This window comes from Paenibacillus rhizoplanae (assembly GCF_042684125.1).
GTDB lineage: Bacteria > Bacillota > Bacilli > Paenibacillales > Paenibacillaceae > Paenibacillus_AQ > Paenibacillus_AQ rhizoplanae.
Genome location: NZ_JBHUKY010000033.1, coordinates 134378 through 150977, shown reverse-complemented (window position 1 = coordinate 150977; position 16600 = coordinate 134378). Strand labels below are relative to the sequence as shown.

At 44.8% G+C, this 16600-nt stretch carries 15 protein-coding genes; 13 read left to right on the top strand and 2 right to left on the bottom strand.

Translation table 11 applies throughout. From position 1 onward, the window contains the following. Window positions 1-76 precede the first annotated feature (76 nt). Window positions 77-676, bottom strand: a complete 600-nt coding sequence (locus tag ACFSX3_RS19540) for a hypothetical protein (protein WP_379313171.1) — start codon at window positions 674-676, stop codon at window positions 77-79. Window positions 677-920: 244 nt separating this feature from the next. Between ACFSX3_RS19540 and ACFSX3_RS19535 the strand changes: the two genes are divergently transcribed. The 6 genes from ACFSX3_RS19535 (at window position 921) to ACFSX3_RS19510 (ending at window position 6363) form a co-directional block, all read left to right on the top strand. Beyond that, window positions 921-1103, top strand: coding sequence for a hypothetical protein (locus tag ACFSX3_RS19535; protein WP_209988121.1), 183 nt, complete (start codon window positions 921-923; stop codon window positions 1101-1103). Between the two features lie 357 nt (window positions 1104-1460). Further along, window positions 1461-2069, top strand: a complete 609-nt coding sequence (locus ACFSX3_RS19530) for a recombinase family protein (RefSeq protein ID WP_209988124.1) — start codon at window positions 1461-1463, stop codon at window positions 2067-2069. A 72-nt stretch (window positions 2070-2141) separates the two neighbouring features. Then, complete coding sequence (locus ACFSX3_RS19525) at window positions 2142-2828, top strand: DNA-methyltransferase (RefSeq protein ID WP_209988127.1); 687 nt, start codon at window positions 2142-2144, stop codon at window positions 2826-2828. Window positions 2829-2947: 119 nt separating this feature from the next. Next, window positions 2948-3610: an AAA family ATPase gene (locus ACFSX3_RS19520; RefSeq protein ID WP_209988131.1), complete on the top strand. Its 663-nt coding sequence runs from the start codon at window positions 2948-2950 to the stop codon at window positions 3608-3610. Then, window positions 3546-5237, top strand: coding sequence for an AAA family ATPase (locus tag ACFSX3_RS19515; protein WP_379313168.1), 1692 nt, complete (start codon window positions 3546-3548; stop codon window positions 5235-5237). The genes ACFSX3_RS19520 and ACFSX3_RS19515 overlap by 65 nt, the downstream gene beginning before the upstream one ends. A 52-nt stretch (window positions 5238-5289) precedes the next feature. Then, the gene (locus ACFSX3_RS19510; protein WP_209988137.1) at window positions 5290-6363 is read left to right on the top strand and encodes a hypothetical protein; all 1074 of its coding nucleotides are present in this window, start codon (window positions 5290-5292) and stop codon (window positions 6361-6363) included. A 112-nt stretch (window positions 6364-6475) separates the two neighbouring features. On the opposite strand, the gene ACFSX3_RS19505 is transcribed toward ACFSX3_RS19510, so the two are convergent. Then, window positions 6476-7372 carry an HNH endonuclease gene (locus ACFSX3_RS19505; RefSeq protein ID WP_209988140.1) on the bottom strand — a complete coding sequence of 299 codons (897 nt, stop codon included), beginning with the start codon at window positions 7370-7372 and terminating at the stop codon, window positions 6476-6478. Between the two features lie 319 nt (window positions 7373-7691). Here ACFSX3_RS19505 and ACFSX3_RS19500 point away from each other — a divergent pair, with 319 nt between their 5' ends. The 7 genes from ACFSX3_RS19500 to ACFSX3_RS19470 all read left to right on the top strand — a co-directional run bounded on the left by ACFSX3_RS19500 (window position 7692) and on the right by ACFSX3_RS19470 (window position 16593). Continuing rightward, window positions 7692-8672 (top strand): hypothetical protein, encoded by a 981-nt coding sequence (locus tag ACFSX3_RS19500; RefSeq protein ID WP_209988143.1) that lies wholly within the window; start codon window positions 7692-7694, stop codon window positions 8670-8672. An 89-nt stretch (window positions 8673-8761) separates the two neighbouring features. Continuing rightward, a complete protein-coding gene (locus tag ACFSX3_RS19495; protein ID WP_209988145.1) occupies window positions 8762-9481 on the top strand; it encodes a metal-dependent hydrolase in 720 nt (239 codons plus the stop codon). 20 nt (window positions 9482-9501) lie between these two features. Next, window positions 9502-9942: a hypothetical protein gene (locus ACFSX3_RS19490; RefSeq protein ID WP_036691411.1), complete on the top strand. Its 441-nt coding sequence runs from the start codon at window positions 9502-9504 to the stop codon at window positions 9940-9942. A gap of 7 nt (window positions 9943-9949) precedes the next feature. Next, window positions 9950-10273 (top strand): hypothetical protein, encoded by a 324-nt coding sequence (locus tag ACFSX3_RS19485; protein ID WP_209988148.1) that lies wholly within the window; start codon window positions 9950-9952, stop codon window positions 10271-10273. Further along, window positions 10270-12702 carry a hypothetical protein gene (locus ACFSX3_RS19480; RefSeq protein ID WP_209988151.1) on the top strand — a complete coding sequence of 811 codons (2433 nt, stop codon included), beginning with the start codon at window positions 10270-10272 and terminating at the stop codon, window positions 12700-12702. The genes ACFSX3_RS19485 and ACFSX3_RS19480 overlap by 4 nt, the downstream gene beginning before the upstream one ends. Continuing rightward, on the top strand, window positions 12702-14774 hold the full coding sequence (locus tag ACFSX3_RS19475; protein ID WP_209988154.1) for a hypothetical protein: 2073 nt from the start codon (window positions 12702-12704) through the stop codon (window positions 14772-14774). The genes ACFSX3_RS19480 and ACFSX3_RS19475 overlap by 1 nt, the downstream gene beginning before the upstream one ends. Beyond that, the gene (locus ACFSX3_RS19470; RefSeq protein WP_209988157.1) at window positions 14740-16593 is read left to right on the top strand and encodes a TraG/VirB4 family ATPase; all 1854 of its coding nucleotides are present in this window, start codon (window positions 14740-14742) and stop codon (window positions 16591-16593) included. The genes ACFSX3_RS19475 and ACFSX3_RS19470 overlap by 35 nt, the downstream gene beginning before the upstream one ends. The last annotated feature ends 7 nt before the right edge of the window (window positions 16594-16600 follow it).

Below are 16600 nucleotides of genomic sequence, written 5' to 3'. Positions count from 1 at the left end.
ATTACGCAGTAATGAAGGATAGTCAGATGAAAAACACAGCCCACCCTAAAATATGTTGTTGGACTCAACGTATTACTTAGATCTTTGTCTCTCTGTTGATTTCTTCTAATCTACTAACTGTTTCCTTAACTGAACAATCGAGATAAGAGAGAATATCTTCAAAAGAATATAGTCCCAACGGTGAATGTTCCGCAATAGGGTCAACTATAAAATCAGCTTCAAATTGATGAATAACACCAGATAATGCATGCATATCAATTACGTCCATTTCATTTTGTTCAATTGTCAATTTGCATTCCGTTAATTTAAAGTGGTGAATTAGCTTTGCATTTAATATCCAAAAATCCAAATAACCGATTTCTCCTGCTTTCCGACGATCCTCCATGCTAAGCGGTTTGAAGTATTTTACCATTATGCAGTCGTACCAAAAATAATCAGCGACCAAATGACTGAAATATCCAAGATAGAATGGATCGTGCATCCGATCGCCATATTTCTCTAAGAACAAGCCTAAGTTGATGCGTTTCTTTCCATTTTCCTTAGGTGTTATGAAATGTGATTTGTCTTTTGATTGATCGTTAGAACTAATAGCATCTGGAGCAAGTCCACCGAGATGTAAAAACTCTGAGTTGATTTTTAACTTCTCTGCAAGTTGCACAGTAATACAGTAGTGCATTATCCTAGATCCCAATCTAGACACCTCATTTCCCTGAAAGTAACATAACCAGAGTAAGGATAATAATAACCGTCCAACCGTTAGCTTAATGAAGCTATTTTAACCAGTAACCCAAACAATATGGCAGGTGAAATAGCGCTGTATTTTAGGAAATTATACCATATTTAGGATTTGTCATAAAACATTTAATGTACAGTACGAAGACACTGATCAGTAAACACATAAAGCCAAGGGAGAATTCGAGATGATCAAAGCTGAAACCTTAGAGCAGTTTTATATTCTGAAATGGCTGGAAGCAAGTTTCGTAACGGAGTTACTGGAAATCAAGCTAGTCGATAGGTACACCGTGAAGATAAAAGATGCAGACAATAAAATCGCTCGTGTTACTTACGCTGGCAAAGACAACATCATAATAACCGAGGAGTGATTGAAATAAAGATCGCTGTGTATACGGGAATTACGGTATGGGAAAACGGTTTGAATGTTATACAACACTTGAAGAAATAGAGGGGGATAAGGCCAGAAAAATAATTTCCAGTCTAAAAAAACTGGAGCCTGTGTCCTTCCAATTAAGGGGAGTATTGAGGCGGTTTATTATAAAGTAGTTCCAGAATCTTAATGGACTTCTAAATATAAATGAAGGAACAGTTCCAAAAAGCATGCTTTTTGAGACAGCGGAATAACTGGTTATTAGTTCGTTTCAAAAGACCATAAAATCAATTTTGGAACGTCTCAGTGATTCAAGGGATCATTTGAGACGTTTTTTCTATTAGGAGGGGTCCCATTGAAGATCGCATACGGAAGAGTTTCAACAAAGGAGCAAAATGTAGAGCGTCAGCTTTTGAAATTCCGGGAATTAGGGATTGAAGAACGGTTTGTTTTTGTTGATAAACAGAGCGGAAAAGATTTTAATCGTCCACGCTACCAGGCGATGCGGCTCATGCTGCGGGAAGGTGATCTGGTTTATGTGGATGCCCTGGATCGGCTAGGTAGAGACTATGACGGTATCATTACAGAATGGAAATACATCACGCGGGAGATCGGCGCAGACATTGTATGCCTGGATAACGAAATACTGTTCGATTCCCGAAAGTTTAAGACCATGGGAGATTTCGGAAAGGTTATGGAGGATCAGTTTCTTAGCCTCCTGGCATACGTGGCGGAACAGGAACGGAAGAAGACCCGTTCAAGGCAGGCGGAAGGCATTGAGGTAGCCCGGACGGAAGGCGTTACTTTTGGTCGACCCAAACATGAGATTGATAATACATTCATTGAAGCATATGGGGCGTGGAAATCCGGCGAGTATACTGCAACGGAAGCGATGAGAAGGATCGGCATGAAGAAGCCTACATTCTATCGTAGAGTGAAAGAATATGAAAGTAATCTTGAATAAAAAAATAGGAACTTATGTTCCTGTTCATCCGTATATAACCATTGGAACCATTACACCAGGGGAGGGCTTCAAATGTTATATTTGGATAGCTGTATAGAAGGTGCTCAAAAAGTAATTGCAGATGAAACTGTAGATTTAGTAATTGCCGACCCGCCGTATAATTTGAAATTTGGAGGAACAAATCAGACCAAGAACAAGAAACCCCGTTTTCATATTTTCCCCAATGATAACCTGCCGTTTCCGGACTACCGCAGATTTTGTCTTGCTTGGCTGAGACAAGCCTATCGCATTTTGAAACCAGGCAGCCATGTCTACATTTTTATCGATTGGCGTACATATCCGGATATGGCTCGCTGGCTTAAGATTACCGGGTTTACGATCAAAAACTGTATTGTGTGGGATAAGAAGAATATGGGCATTGGATGGCAATACCGGTACCAGCATGAATTTATCATTATGGCAGTGAAAGGTACGAAGAACGTTCGGCGGATACGGACCCGGAGTCAGACGGATGTATGGCAGATCCCACGTATTCCAGGGAATCAAACGATTCATCCTACAGAGAAGCCGATAGATATGATGAAGCGAATCATTGAGAACAGTAGTGAGGAAGGCGAATATGTTGTTGATTTCTTTGCAGGCAGCGGAGTAGTACCGGATGCAGCAGAGACTCTTAAACGGCGGTGGGATGCTTTTGAGGTGGAACCTGGTTGGTATGCTGTTTCTATGGAACGGTTGGAGGTTAGCGGGAATACATGAATCTCTATTCTCAACAAATTGAGAGCTACTGAACTGTAGCTCTTTTTTTATGGGAATATGAGTAATTAATTAAAGGATAAAACAATTAATTAACGAATATTTCAAATGGGGGGGATATTATGATAAAAACAATTAAGCTTAAGGAAATTGCAACTTATGATTCGACGGGAGTCACATTAGAGGGTTTTAAGAGGATTAATTTTATTTTTGGGAATAATGGTTCTGGCAAAACAACCTTATCCGAATTCATACGTAATTCAGGGCATTTCCCGAGTTGTTCTATTGAATGGGTTGATGGAAATGAAATGACAACATGCGTTTATAATCGAAATTTCATTAGTGAGAATTTTTTGAGTGACTCTATTAAAGGTATTTTTACTTTGGGGAAGGAATCTGTCGAATTACAGACGGAAATCGCAATTTTAAAAGAAACAATAATAAAACACAAGGAAGATATTAAAAAGAAAATAACAATCTTTGAAGAAAAAGAGAGAGCTAGAATTGTTATTATTGATGAATTTAGGGAAGCATGTTGGAGAATAAAGAGCAGCATCGATTCAGATTTCAAAGAATTAATTGAGGGTTTTAGAAATTCAAAAGAGAAATTTATGCAAAAGTGCTTAGATGAAAGTTCAAAAAACTTAAGTACTCCCTTAAAAACATTAAATGAAATCCTGTCTATAAAGGAAGACTTATTTAACCGAACAGTGGAGTTAGTTGAAGAACCAACAATGTTTGAGTTTAACATGGATATTGAATACGATCCTATTTATAGTTACTAAAATTATTGGTAAGGAAGATGTTGATGTAGCATATCTTATATCAAAGTTAGGAATAAGCGATTGGGTTAAGCAAGGTATTCAAATAATAATACATTCCGAAGGAATCTGTCCATTGTGTCAACAAGAATTACCTGAATATTTTGAAGAAAAGATAAATTCATATTTTGATGATTCTTACGAAAAAAGTGTTTTGAAATTAGAGAATCATTCTACATATTTGACTAATTATATAGATGAATCAATTTCTGAAATTGAAAAATTTTGTAATGAAAATTACAAAAATCCTTATATTGATGTTGAGAAAATTAATAGTATCCTAAATCTCATTAAATCTCGAAGTAAAGAAAACAAGTTGCTCATAGAACAAAAGATAAAAGAGCCAAGTAGAATTATTCAACTGGTTAGAATATCAGATCTTATTAAAATAATTAATGAATCAATAAATGATTCGATTCTAAAGATACAACAACATAATAAACGAATGACAAATATAAAATTTGAACGTCAAAGTTTATCAATAGACTTGTGGCGCTATATAACAGAGCAATTAAGGGATAGATTAAATGAATACAGTTTAAAAATAGGAGCATCGGATAAATTACTCTTAGATATAAACTCGGGTATATTGAAGAAAAAAGAATATGAAAATAAATATGAAACGGAATTACTTCAAAAACAACAACAAATAACGAGCGTTGAACATTCAGTAGTTGAAATAAATAGATATTTAAGTTTATTTGGTTTTAAAAACTTTAGACTAGCATCTGCAACTGAGAAGGGGAACTACAAAATAGTCCGAGAAGATGGTAAGGATGCAAAGGACACATTAAGTGAAGGAGAGAAGACGTTTATAACCTTTCTTTATTTCTATCAATTATTGAAAGGGAGTAATGATATAAGTGAAATTATGACCGATAAAGTAGTAGTAATAGATGATCCAATATCTATCTTGGATAGTAGTGTTCTTTTTATCGTAAGTAGTTTAGTCCGTGAAATAATGTTTGATATTCACGCAGGGAGATCCGAAATCAAGCAATTGTTTGTTCTAACTCATAATATATACTTTCATAAAGAAGCCTCTTTTAGCAAAGGTTCAAGAAGCTTTGGTGAAGGAACTTACTGGATTGTAAGAAAAGATAACAATATATCTAGAATGAAAAAGTTTTCTCAAAATCCAATTATGACATCTTATGAACTATTATGGTCAGAGATAAGAGAATCTGCTAGCCTCAGTTTTGTTTCTATTCAAAACAGCATGAGAAGGATTTTAGAAAATTACTTTAAATTTTTCGGCGACATTAATTTAGATGTCCTAGAAGATAAATTTGATCATGAGGGGAAAATGGTATGTCGTTCATTAATATCATGGATAAATGATGGATCTCACTTTATTAGTGAAGATTTATATGTAGGAGATGGTAGCGATTTAATACAAAAATATTTAATAGTATTCAGAGATATTTTCATTAAAAATGGACATGCAGCACACTATTATATGATGATGAAGGGGAGCCCAGAGCCAATAGGAAATCAATTTCAGCCTTACAATGTGGGAACAAGCTTGCAAGAGGTTAATTTAGGTATGGAAGAAGTTGCAGCAAGTGATAGTCTTGAAGAGGCCAAATGAAAATTTTAATGAGTTCTATATATTCTTCACAAAGGGATTTAAGGAGGTCAATGTGTTTATATATGGTAATAAAGAAGTTCAAATAATTGAATACGATTGTGTATCGGTTAGAAAAAAATATGCGAATCTACAACGAGTAAATAATAATGAAAATAAGCTGGTTATTTCATCAGTGCGTCTTTCAGTCGCTATGGCAAGAACCATATTATCTAAAGACCCAACTAATATAGACTTGTTTTTTCAATCATTAAGTTCATTTTTTAACATTCAAAGTATAGTAGACTCAAGAGGGGGAAATTTATGTTTATCTACTAACATATCAGGGAAATATAGAGATTTTTCACTAACTGGTCGAATTGGTGAATTGGCCCAAGCTATAAATTATTTATTTGTACAAGATTTTCTTAATTACCCATTAGTGGTTGATTTTGATGGATACATATCGAGGTTTCCCTCAACAGCTTGTTACAAAGGGCGAGCGCCGGATTTCATCATTAGTCAATTTGGTTCAACTGTAGTATCAATTTTAGAATCTAAAGGATCTCATCCTAAGAACTACGGTAGCAATCTCAAGGCTGTTCTGAAGGATGGGTTAGAACAATGCGAAAACGCAAGACAATTTATATCGAGCAATAATATTCCGATAAATGTACATCGAACTTTTGCCTCTGGAGTCTGGTTTTCAAGTTCGAATAGAACATGGGATACTACAATTGGATTTTCAGACCCCATTGAGGAAAAAGTGACAAAAAACTTTGATGATCAAAAATTATTAAGATATCATTACGCTTCTTGGTTTTCGATGTTGGGATTATTTGACTATTCACTTCAATTGATATCAGATGAGGTTCTTACTCTAGAAAAGCCTTTAGAGACATTTGTTCATAATGATGAAACATATTTAATTATTGATCTAAAATACCTGAAATATTATTATCTAAGTTTTTATCTCCACCCTTACAGTTTTTATAGAAATATTAAGTTTGGAATATCAGAAAAAATCTGGAGATTATTAACTGCTAATAATCTCGAAGGTCTACGAATGGAATTTAATTTCACCTCATTCTCTGGGGAGGGGATTGAAGTTTTCTCAGATGGTACTCTTGTTTTGCATAACGAGTATTAGTGGATTTTTGAAAAAAAGCTGTCTCCGGGCAGCTTATCATTTTTCAGAGAAGGAGAAGTGATTAAGTTGCGCCTGCAAATTAGAAGTCAAATAGGATCTGCAGGCTCAGTTCCTAATAAAGTGAGTCTACTCGTTTTTCAAGTACTCTTCCATTCACCGCGTTATTCGTAAGGTAGGCAGTGCCGAATCCGAGTGCGTAAGCTTCAGGATTGTGTGACATAATAAAATTGCTGATGAAAATATCTGCGATTAAAACTGTACATGTAATGGACTTTTTTGAAAATTCAATGATGATGGTATGATCAGTCGGGACGAAGATCTTAGCAGATTCATCCTCGGATAAAAGTCGGCACATTTGGATGAAGGAACAATCCGAATCCGGTTCGCCGTAACGAATAAAATGGCGGATCGCTGGAGCGAGTTCATCATCGATATACGAATCTCCTAACCACTTCCACGTCATTTCATAGGCAATCTTTTCCAGAGCTCGCGCGTAATAGAAGCTGTCCACGGTAAAATTGACGGTCATTCCAGTTATGGGCGTTTCACTTAACCGTTCGTTAAATTCTTCATCGGTTAACGGGGGAAGGTTATTGCGTTTAAACGTCTTGTCTACAGCTGTCTTTATCGCCTTTTGATTATTTGCCTCCCCAGTGAATTGGATAGTACCGGGATTGTCGGTTTCTAATTTTTGCACGCGTATCCTTGGGACAAACACGCCATCCTTTACTTCCGTGTAGACGATTTGCCTGGGATCATCAATTAATCGCCCTTCCGGGAAAGGGTTGGGCGCACCACCGATCTGGTGTTCACTTCGAAACATTCGGATGAGAAGGTTGTCTGTCAGATGGTGATCTGCTTGTTCACCCAGGGTACTGTTGCAATCTATGCAGACGTGATAGATGACAACTCTTCCGCCAATCGCCTCGGGGATTACGTGCTCTTTGTTAAACGCAGCAATTGGCTTTGGAATGGTGCAAATGATGCAGCGGCGGAGTTCTACTTCCATGGCTAACACTCCTCGTCATTGTAATTGCATGATGGGATTATATCATTGTTGTGTAAAGGTATGGAAGAAGATTGTACTATAGTTAAATCCTATCCGGCCAGTTAGACGTCTATTCACGACGACGTTGTTCTTTCTTTGTCATGAGAACCTTTAATTCCGCTGAGAGGTGGGCCTCATCTCTTCATGTACTGCTGCTGTGCTAAAGGGGCATAGTTTACCCACAACCCATACTTTTTCAGAACATTCTTCACACGTTCGGCTTGCCTCCCTGAGCTATGATCATATAGTAGACATATTGCTCAGAGGAGGTAGGACATCATTGCATATTGTACTTGTTGGCGTAGAGCCAGAAATCAGTAATCCCTATTTTAAATTTCATGTGTGCGGTACGTTTGAAGAAGTCAAAGAAAGCGCCTTGATCCTGATGCCGGAATACGTCCTAATCCATGAGGATGAGGCTCGTAGCCTCTTACCGTTAGCGGAAGAGATCCCCGTAAAGTTTGTCGTGATCAGTGAGGCATCTAGCTTATCATCGACAGCAATACGAAGCTGGACCGCGTTGGGCGCTTCGGACGTATGGCTGAACGGGAACTGGCAAGAGAAGCTGCTCGAAGCTCATCATCTGATAGAGGCGAAACCTCAACATTTCACAATGCCTGAAATGAACTTCAGCCGAACAGGGGAAAGAGTGGTTATCGCGGTAGGCAGTGTGTATGAAGGGGCTGGCAGCACGCATACAGCGCTGCTCATTGCCCACTATTTAGCCCGGTACGCAAAGACCAAAGTAGCGCTGTGGGAAGGCGGGAATCATCCGTGTTTCTCTTTCTTGGAATATATTAAGGAAGGCGATTTCTCGGATCATCCCCGTTATGAATTGAATAATGTGGCTCTCTATAAGGCAGAGGTATCCGAGTACTGGATCGGGTCGCTGATGAGCGACTATCGCTTTACGGTGCTGGACTTAGGGAGTTTACAGGGCAGCAAGCAGGCTGAACTGTTTGTACAAGCCAGCGTACCGGTCCTGGTCGGTTCAGGCAGTGAATGGCGAGTGAAGGAACTGATCTCCTTCTGCCGGGAGCATAGCCGAGTGCCGCAGGAATACTGGCGAATTGCTTTGCCACTGGCGAACGAACCCAATCGGGAAATGGTGGCGGGATGCTTAAGCGGCAGGCCCGTTTTTGCCGTTCCGAATCATCCAGATCCGTTTCATCCCCAGGTGGATACAGATGAATTGCTGGAAGGCCTTTTATCTCCGATTTTGCAAAAGCAGAAAAAGCGGGGGCTTGGCCGGTTTTTCTAACGGAATTTAATTTAATCACTGCAAGACCCGAACTGCTTCAAGCGTTGAAGCGGTATTTTGTGCTGTTCCGGAAAGGGGGTGAAATCAAAATGAATCGACAAGGACATATAGGAATGGCGATTCTGGCTGGTTCCGCAGTGCTCTATGTTATACCTGCCCTTTCCATCCTACCTGCTGCAGTCTTGATTGCCGCTGCGGGCATCGGCGGGCTGCTGCCGGATCTGGACCATAAGACCAGTACCGTGAGTAATAAGCTCCAGTTCTCCGCGAAGACACGCAAGAAACTGAAAGGATTGTCCGTCCTATCGCTGGGAATGGGCATCATGTGGTTTATCCTGCAGCAGCCGATGCCCTGGCTATGGGCAGCAGCAGGGCTGATTCTTGCCCTAGCCTCTCGGCTACGTATGCTCCTCTTAAGCAGTCTTGGACTGCTACTGCTTGCCGGATATGAATGTTACAGCCTGCATTGGCTCACGCTGTTTGCCGGTGTTGCTTTGCTGGTGATGCCTTTCGTCAAGCATCGCGGGATTATCCATAGTCCGGAGTTCGCCGGTGCCTTGAGCCTGGGCGTAGTCTCTTTTACCGCGACTCAGCCGGTTCTGTTCCAGGCGCTGGGCTTAGGCTTGCTGGCAGGATGGTGGTCGCATTTGGCGGGGGATGCGGTAACGGTGGAGGGCATTCGGTCCGTGCTTATCCCCCGGATGAAGGTAGCACTGAATCTGCTGCGAAATGGCGGGGCAGTAGAGCGGTGGATCGCAAGAAGCTGCTGGCTCTGTAGTATCGCACTTTGGCTGATTATATTTTACTGATAATAGAAGGGAAGAATAATATGAAAATCAGAAAAACCGGGACCCTCATCATGATGGTCCTATTTAGTATGTTTATGTTGCCGATGTTGGCTTACGCCGATGACAATCCGATTACCAAAATCAAAGAAAAAATGAAATTTAACTGGAAGGTACTCGATGGATTGGATTTTGTATTTACACCGATTGGACTCGTAATCTCTTTACTGACAATAGCCACACTAGTATTTGTTATCGTTAAAGTCATTATCAAACTGGTCAAGATCAGTACCGGTAAGGGTACCATCAAGGATAAGTGGTTTTGGATTGAAGCAGGTCTGCTTGTATTTATTGTATTCCTCTTCATCAGCGGTGCCTTCTTCAGCTTCCTGGAAAATATCTATAACTGGACCTCTAAGCAAGATATCGGAGGCACAACAACAACGTTCATCCAGATGGTGGATCAGTACCGTAACTGGTCCTAGTGGCTAAATGATGAAAGACAACGACTATATCTCGAAAATGAAAAAAATGTACACCGTTGACCCAGGGGTGGTAGATGATTTGAACTGGTTCTTGGTTCTGGCGGGAGCAGCAGGGACGATACTCTGTGTACTGGCCTTAGCGTATTGGCTGATCCGATTTTTTGGGTTCCTGTTTTCGGTTAGCCGGGGAGCAAGAAGCTTGAAGGACCCAAAGTTCTGGAAGCGGATGGCGGTGGCGCTCGGGCTGATTCTGTTATTCATGACCGGCTCGGTATTTACCCTGCTGTCACAGTTTTACGATTATATGGAGATTTGGGGGTGGGGAGGTTGAGACAACGATTCTGGGTGTTGGCAGTTCTAATTCTACTTTTGCTTGGTTTCACGAGCAATCTGATGACGGTAACGGTTCAAGCATCACCAAGCCAAGCCATTGCTATAAAACAAGCAGGTGTGAAAATCGCTTCTGCATTGCCCAATCCGACCACGGCACCGTCAAACACAGAAGTACCTGCGGAGCGTGAAACAAGCTGGTACATTCCCGGCTGGGTCGATGATATGATTCAAAAAGTGGATGAGATGATTCAATCGTTCAAGGATCTCATGTCCGGCAAGCTGATCAAGGATGCGATTGAAGGGCTTGTTGTTCTGCTGGTGGATGAGCTCATGTCTCCTCTCTATGATGCCTTTGCTCAAAGTTACTTGTTCACGCCACAAATTGCGGAAATCGCATTGGTGCAGTCAGGCTGGTCACTGTTTATGATCATTGGTCTGGTGCTATTGTTTATCGGGATTTCGTGGTTAACCTTTAAAATCATTCAAGGCAAAAAGGACCTGGGCAGTTTGCTCAAGGTCTTTTTAGTTTGCTTTGTCGCCACGTATTTCTCGCTCACGGCGCTGAATATCGCCAATGTCGGCATCAACTGGATTGCCAGCAAAATGTTCGAGGGGATTATCGGCACCAGCGGTATTGCCTATGAAGGCTTAGAGGGACAGCAGATTCTGAAAGCGATGATAGTCGGTGCCGATGGAATTACAGATGCCGCGTATGCCGCCCAAACCCTCGGTGAACTGACCGTATCCACCAGCGGGGGAATCTTTAATCTGCTCAGTTATTTGTTACTGGTCGTATTGCCCCTGTATGTGGTTGCTGTACTCAAGACGCTGGTGCTCATCTTTATGGCGATCCTGGTCAATCTGTGGATTACGCAATCGGCCTATACCGGGAAAATGGAGACGCTGCTTGGGTTTGCCAATCTCTATCTGCGGACGCTACTGGTCGGTCTGATCTGCGGTTTGCATTGGGCGGTTTTTGTGAAAATGCAGACGGATTACGGCGAGGGGGAAGGGTTTTGTGCGGCGTTAGGTATACCGCCCATCATCTTTGCGATTCTCAGTGCGCTGACGTTACTCGTGTTCTTCTTCTTTTTCTGGTTAAGACCCCTGATGAGAGCCGTGCAACATCCGGTGACACTGAACGGAGCACAGGTACTTGATTCCGTGGGGAAATGGGGAGAACGGACGTCAACATCTCTGGATTCCATGGGCAAGCGGATGGGCTCGGAAGGCGTACAGAAGAAGGCACTGAGCATGCAGGAAGCCAGTAAGCGGATGCAGCAAGCAGCAGATCGGATGCGTACTCAGCGTAGTGTAGGCAAAGACAAATTGGCTTCCTCACTCAGCGGCGGGTTATCTGAATCAGTGCAGGGCATCGCCTATCATGAGCCGGAAGAATGGCTTTCAGAGGGCGGTCAGATCCATGTGGATGCTCTGCAAGAACTGGAATTTGGAGAGTCGGAAATCAAATCTTCGGCGCTGAATATATCAGAGGTGCTGGGAGACGAAGGGTTCCGCAGCGTTTCCTTGTTAAAGGCTCCTGTGGCCCAGCGTAAACTGCTGACAGAGAAGCTAAGTACCCTGAAGAAGGAATACCAGGAAGATGTGCAGTGGGATGAGCGCACCGGTGAATTGATTCTGGCCGGGCCGACCCTAGATATGCTGCCGCAACTGGAGCGGGAAGGATTCGATGTCTCTGCGGTCCGTGAGGGGATGTATAAGGATGGAGCGTTCGTGGATCTGAATGGTACAGCACAGATATCACTACTCACCGACTCCAAGGAGGCGGAACACGCAGCAGAACAGATTAAAGAAGCCTTACCCCTCTACACACAGGCGAAGCTGCCTCAAGGTAAGGCTGCATCGGCCTACCACGCGCTGCAGGAACGTGTCGATGAATATCCTTGGGTCAAAGACCTGCTGCTGGAGCAGGATGTGTTATGGTTGCCGGATGATCATCTGGAAGAGGCTACGGAAGTGCTTGAGGGGATGCTGGCCCAGACGACCCGGAAGATCCGGGTGAACTTTCCGCGTCACTCCCGGTTTGCGGCCAGCATGATCGCGGATTGGGAACGTTCCGGTACAGTAGAGGAGCTGGCAGAAGTGCTGCAGCTGGCTAAAGATGAATCCCATGCCTACATTCCCGAAGAACATTACAGTGAATTTCAGAAGAAATATGAGAGCTACCGGAAAGACCGCATACCTTACTGGCGTGCGAAAGATGGCGCAGTCTATGTCATTAAAGACCGTGTGCCGGTTAACTATGGACAACCGCCTCTGGATGGTCTGGATATGGGCAGTTTTGAACAACTGCAGAAAGAAATGTTACATCGCCATGAGCGGCAGCGGATGAAGGAAAGTCAACAAGCAAACCCGGCGAAAGCTCAAGATGTAGCTAAAGCGAAAGCCAAAGGGCAGGTGAAATAATGGATCAGGAACAGCACGAACGGGAAGAGGAGCTGTTGCGCGCAAGCTTTATGGGCGATATCCGTGAGGATGTAGAGTTTCTAGGATTGTCGCTTAAAGATATCGGTTGGATCGTAGGGACCACGCTCGTGATCGGGGGCTTCCCCTTTTTACTTCCGTTTCCGGTGGTATTCAAAATGACCTGGATCGTAGCCATCTTCATGACTAGCACACTGGGGCAATGGCTCAAGTGGCCGTATCGTCTGAAGCGCTACATGCATGATGCACAACAAAAGAAGGAAGGAGCCGGGGAAGACCTCGGTTCCTTTCTTGGCGTGGAGGAAGATGGCTGGCTCTACCGCAGCGGGAGAACCTTGCATGTAGTGTCTTCGTTATCGGCATCCCCGTGGAAAACGGCGGTGTATGCGCAGAAACGGACGCGGATCGGCGGCTTTGAACAGTTTCTGCGTGCCATGGTGCAGGAAGGCTTCTCGGCACAAATCTCAGCGGAGCAGATCCCGGATGTTCGCCTGGAGCTGTGGAATCAGAAACGAAACCATCCGGCGAAGAGTCCAGGCATCCAGGCGATGAAGCTGAACCGTATCGAGATGTGGGAGCGGCTGGCCGGAGACGGAAAGGCGCTGCGCAGTGAATATACGCTGACCCTCACGACCTCGGAATCGAAAATCAAAATCAGGGAACGGGCAGATGAACCAGCAGAGCTGAATCCGGACGCGCTGAAACGTTTCCGGCTGCTAAGTGAGCTGCAGGAGAAAAAGGATCGTGTGCTCCATACGCTGACTTCACATGGTGGGCATAGCACATCACTATTATCCGGATTTTCGTTGCCTGAGATTGTGGGACGCTGGTGGGACCGCACTGCATGGGAGGCTTGGAAGATGAATGGAGACTCATGGGCTGAACCCGGCCCATATGAAGTGTCCGAAGACTCGGACCCGTTAAATGAGCAGGAGTTAGAGCAGGGAGTACTGGAAGCGCAAGGCGAAGCACCAGATGAAAAGCGTTCGTTATTCAGTCCATCGCTAGTCAAGTTCATTCAGGACGATCCACCGGTGGAAGACCACGCGGGGGATGAAGCCATGCCGGGCGTTCAGGAGGACAAGATCCCCGGACCATTGGTGATCGAGGATGTGGTTCCAGGGTCGTCCTGGCGAAACACGCTGAAGCTCGGGAAATGGCCTATAGCCCGATGGCTGCAAGGTGGTAAACATGGATTCTCCGTTCTTCGAGCAACCTGGAGTACGGAGTGTTCCCCTTGGCTTGCCAGGTGGATACGGAAATTCCGCGCGGGCTGGCAGAAGGTTAGAGCCCGAAAGGTTGAACCTCCAGCAGCTACGTTAGAGCACACAACAAATGAGCGAACAGGAGCAGGAATTCTACAAAACGTACCGTCTACACCAGGAGTAAGTCAACTTCAAGGGATTATATTGCTGACCTCTCCCATACCCAGCGGCAAGTCTTTTCTGGCTGCGAATCTTGGGGTAGCGGTAAGTCTATCCGGTACTGCCGTGAGCATCCTGGATCTATCGCCGGATCAGGGAACCCGGACGATGCTGAATCCGCTGCAGCAACCTTCGGAGCTTGAAGCCTGGGACAGCTGGTCCGGGAAGGCTGCTGACTGGCTACTGTTTACCCCTACACGTTATCCCACCTTGCAGGAAGTGGAGCAGTTGCTTCAACACCGGGCAGCGGAAGACGAACTGGTCATTGCGGAGGTCCCCTGGAACTACCCTGAACGGGAGGCACTAATGCAGCGGTATCGTACCATTGCAGTGCTCGATTGTGATTACCACCATTGGCTGCGCTTCACTCAAGCAGCCCCGCGCTGGGAAGGGGAATTCTGGCTGAACCAGAGTACCCCGGACATGGCTCCCCGGATGGCTTCCCTGCTTAAGGAGCAGTATCAGCAGACCTATACGGCGGTTTATCCGTACATTCCATCGGCAGCCTACAGCTTGTATCAGGGCCGGCCACTGGCGCTTGATCCGGAGAAGCGTAGCTTACTGAACATCCACGGAAATAGAGAGGAGACCAATCATGAGCCTGCTCAGACATACGAAGCGGTTAGTTAAACAATGGAAGAAGCAGTCCCGGCAACTGGTGGTGAACATGGTGGACGGCAAGGATGGGAAGACCGGCCATTATGTGCGGGTCCTCATGGTTCAAGAGTATCCGCCAGAGATCATCGCCGGGTATCTGGATCAGCTGGATGGCATCGTTACGCATGCCGGTGCCACCTTACGCAAGACGATAAGGTATGCGCAAAGCGATATCAAATTCAATACCCGGATGAAGTACAAGCTGAACCGGCTGACGGCCAGTATTCAAGATCAGAGTGAAACGGACCCGGCACGGAATGCAGAGATTGCCGCGAAGGAGACCATCTTAGCCTTGCGGGATTCCACGCTGTCCAGTGATCACAAGCTGGTGGAGGTGCAGACCTTCTTAACGTTATCTGCACCGAAATTACATCAGATCGAGGCGGCAGAGGCAGGGCTGAAGCTGTGGTTCGACAACATGTCCGGGAAGCTCAGTGAACTTAGGCGTGAGCAGCAAGAGGCGATGCGGCAAACATCCCCGGCCTTTGACCCCTACAGTGATCACAGTGAATTTTTCAACAAGACGCATTATGGGCGGGTCACGACAGATTCAGTCGCGGCACGCACCTACCCCATGACCCGAGGCTCGTTCTCGGATAGTGAAGGACTGTATTTTGGTCGCCGGACCGAGGACGGCGGCTTTTGTTTTGTGAATCTATGTGATCCGGATGATCCCCGGGCGCAGAATGTGACCGTGTTCGGCAAGACCGGCGAAGGCAAAAGTTACTTTCTGAAGGCACTGGTGGTCTCGCTGCTGGAAGAAGGCGTGCATGTATTTGTCTTTGACCTGGACGGCGAATGGCGGGAGCTCTGTGCCTATGTGGGCGGCGTGTATATTGACCATACCACCGAAGAAGGACGTTATTTTGAACCACTTACAATCATGCCTGCCATCACGGAGATTGATGAGGAATGTGCACAGTATAATCGCTCCCGGTACAAGATGGCCGAGAAAAGCGGCGTGCGCACCTTCTCGCTGCTCGGGGAGAATTTAACCCGTCCGGAAATTTTTGAAGTGGGCGAAGCCATTCGCAGAGTCTACCGTGCGGCAGGGATCGAGAAGCAGCAGCCGGACACCTGGAATGCACCGACCGGACCGAAGCCGACCATTCATGCCGTGTTCGCAGAAATTGAAGAGGCGGCTCACAGCAATGCCGATGCCAAAAGTTTGTATGACAAAATCAAAATCTATTTCATAGGAATCTACGATGATATCTTCCAAATCGAAGAGGCCTCCAGCTTTGATCAGAAAGCACCGCTGGTTGTCTACCGGGTCGGCTCCGGCGAGGAGGATGAGTCCAAGAAGGATGAATCGGCGAAGCAAGCACAGATCAAAATGTCGATGGCCTTTGAACAGGTCAATGCCAACATTCATCTGCTCAAAATTGCCGGAGCTGACTTTTCTGCCGTGCTGGTGGACGAAGGTCAGCGACAGCTGCAAAATCCGGAGCTGCGCAGTTATGTCTTCACCTGGTATACAGCCATTCGCAAGCAGAACGGCATGATGATCCTGGCAGGCAATTCTCCGGCGATTATGCTGGATACCGCTGCCGGGGTAGGCATGTGGGAGAACACCAGCGTGCGCGTGTACTTTTACATGGAGCAATCTGCAGTACGTTTACTCTCCTCCCACGCGGATCTGCCCAGCGAGATTCAGGATCTCATTACGCAGAATGAAGGCACGCAGCGCTACATCCTAGAGAACCACAAACGCTACGATGAACTGATCATGCATGTCCCTCCGGAAGAACATGTCCTGTACAAAACGCGGGGACTGAAAACCGCAGGATAGAGGAGGG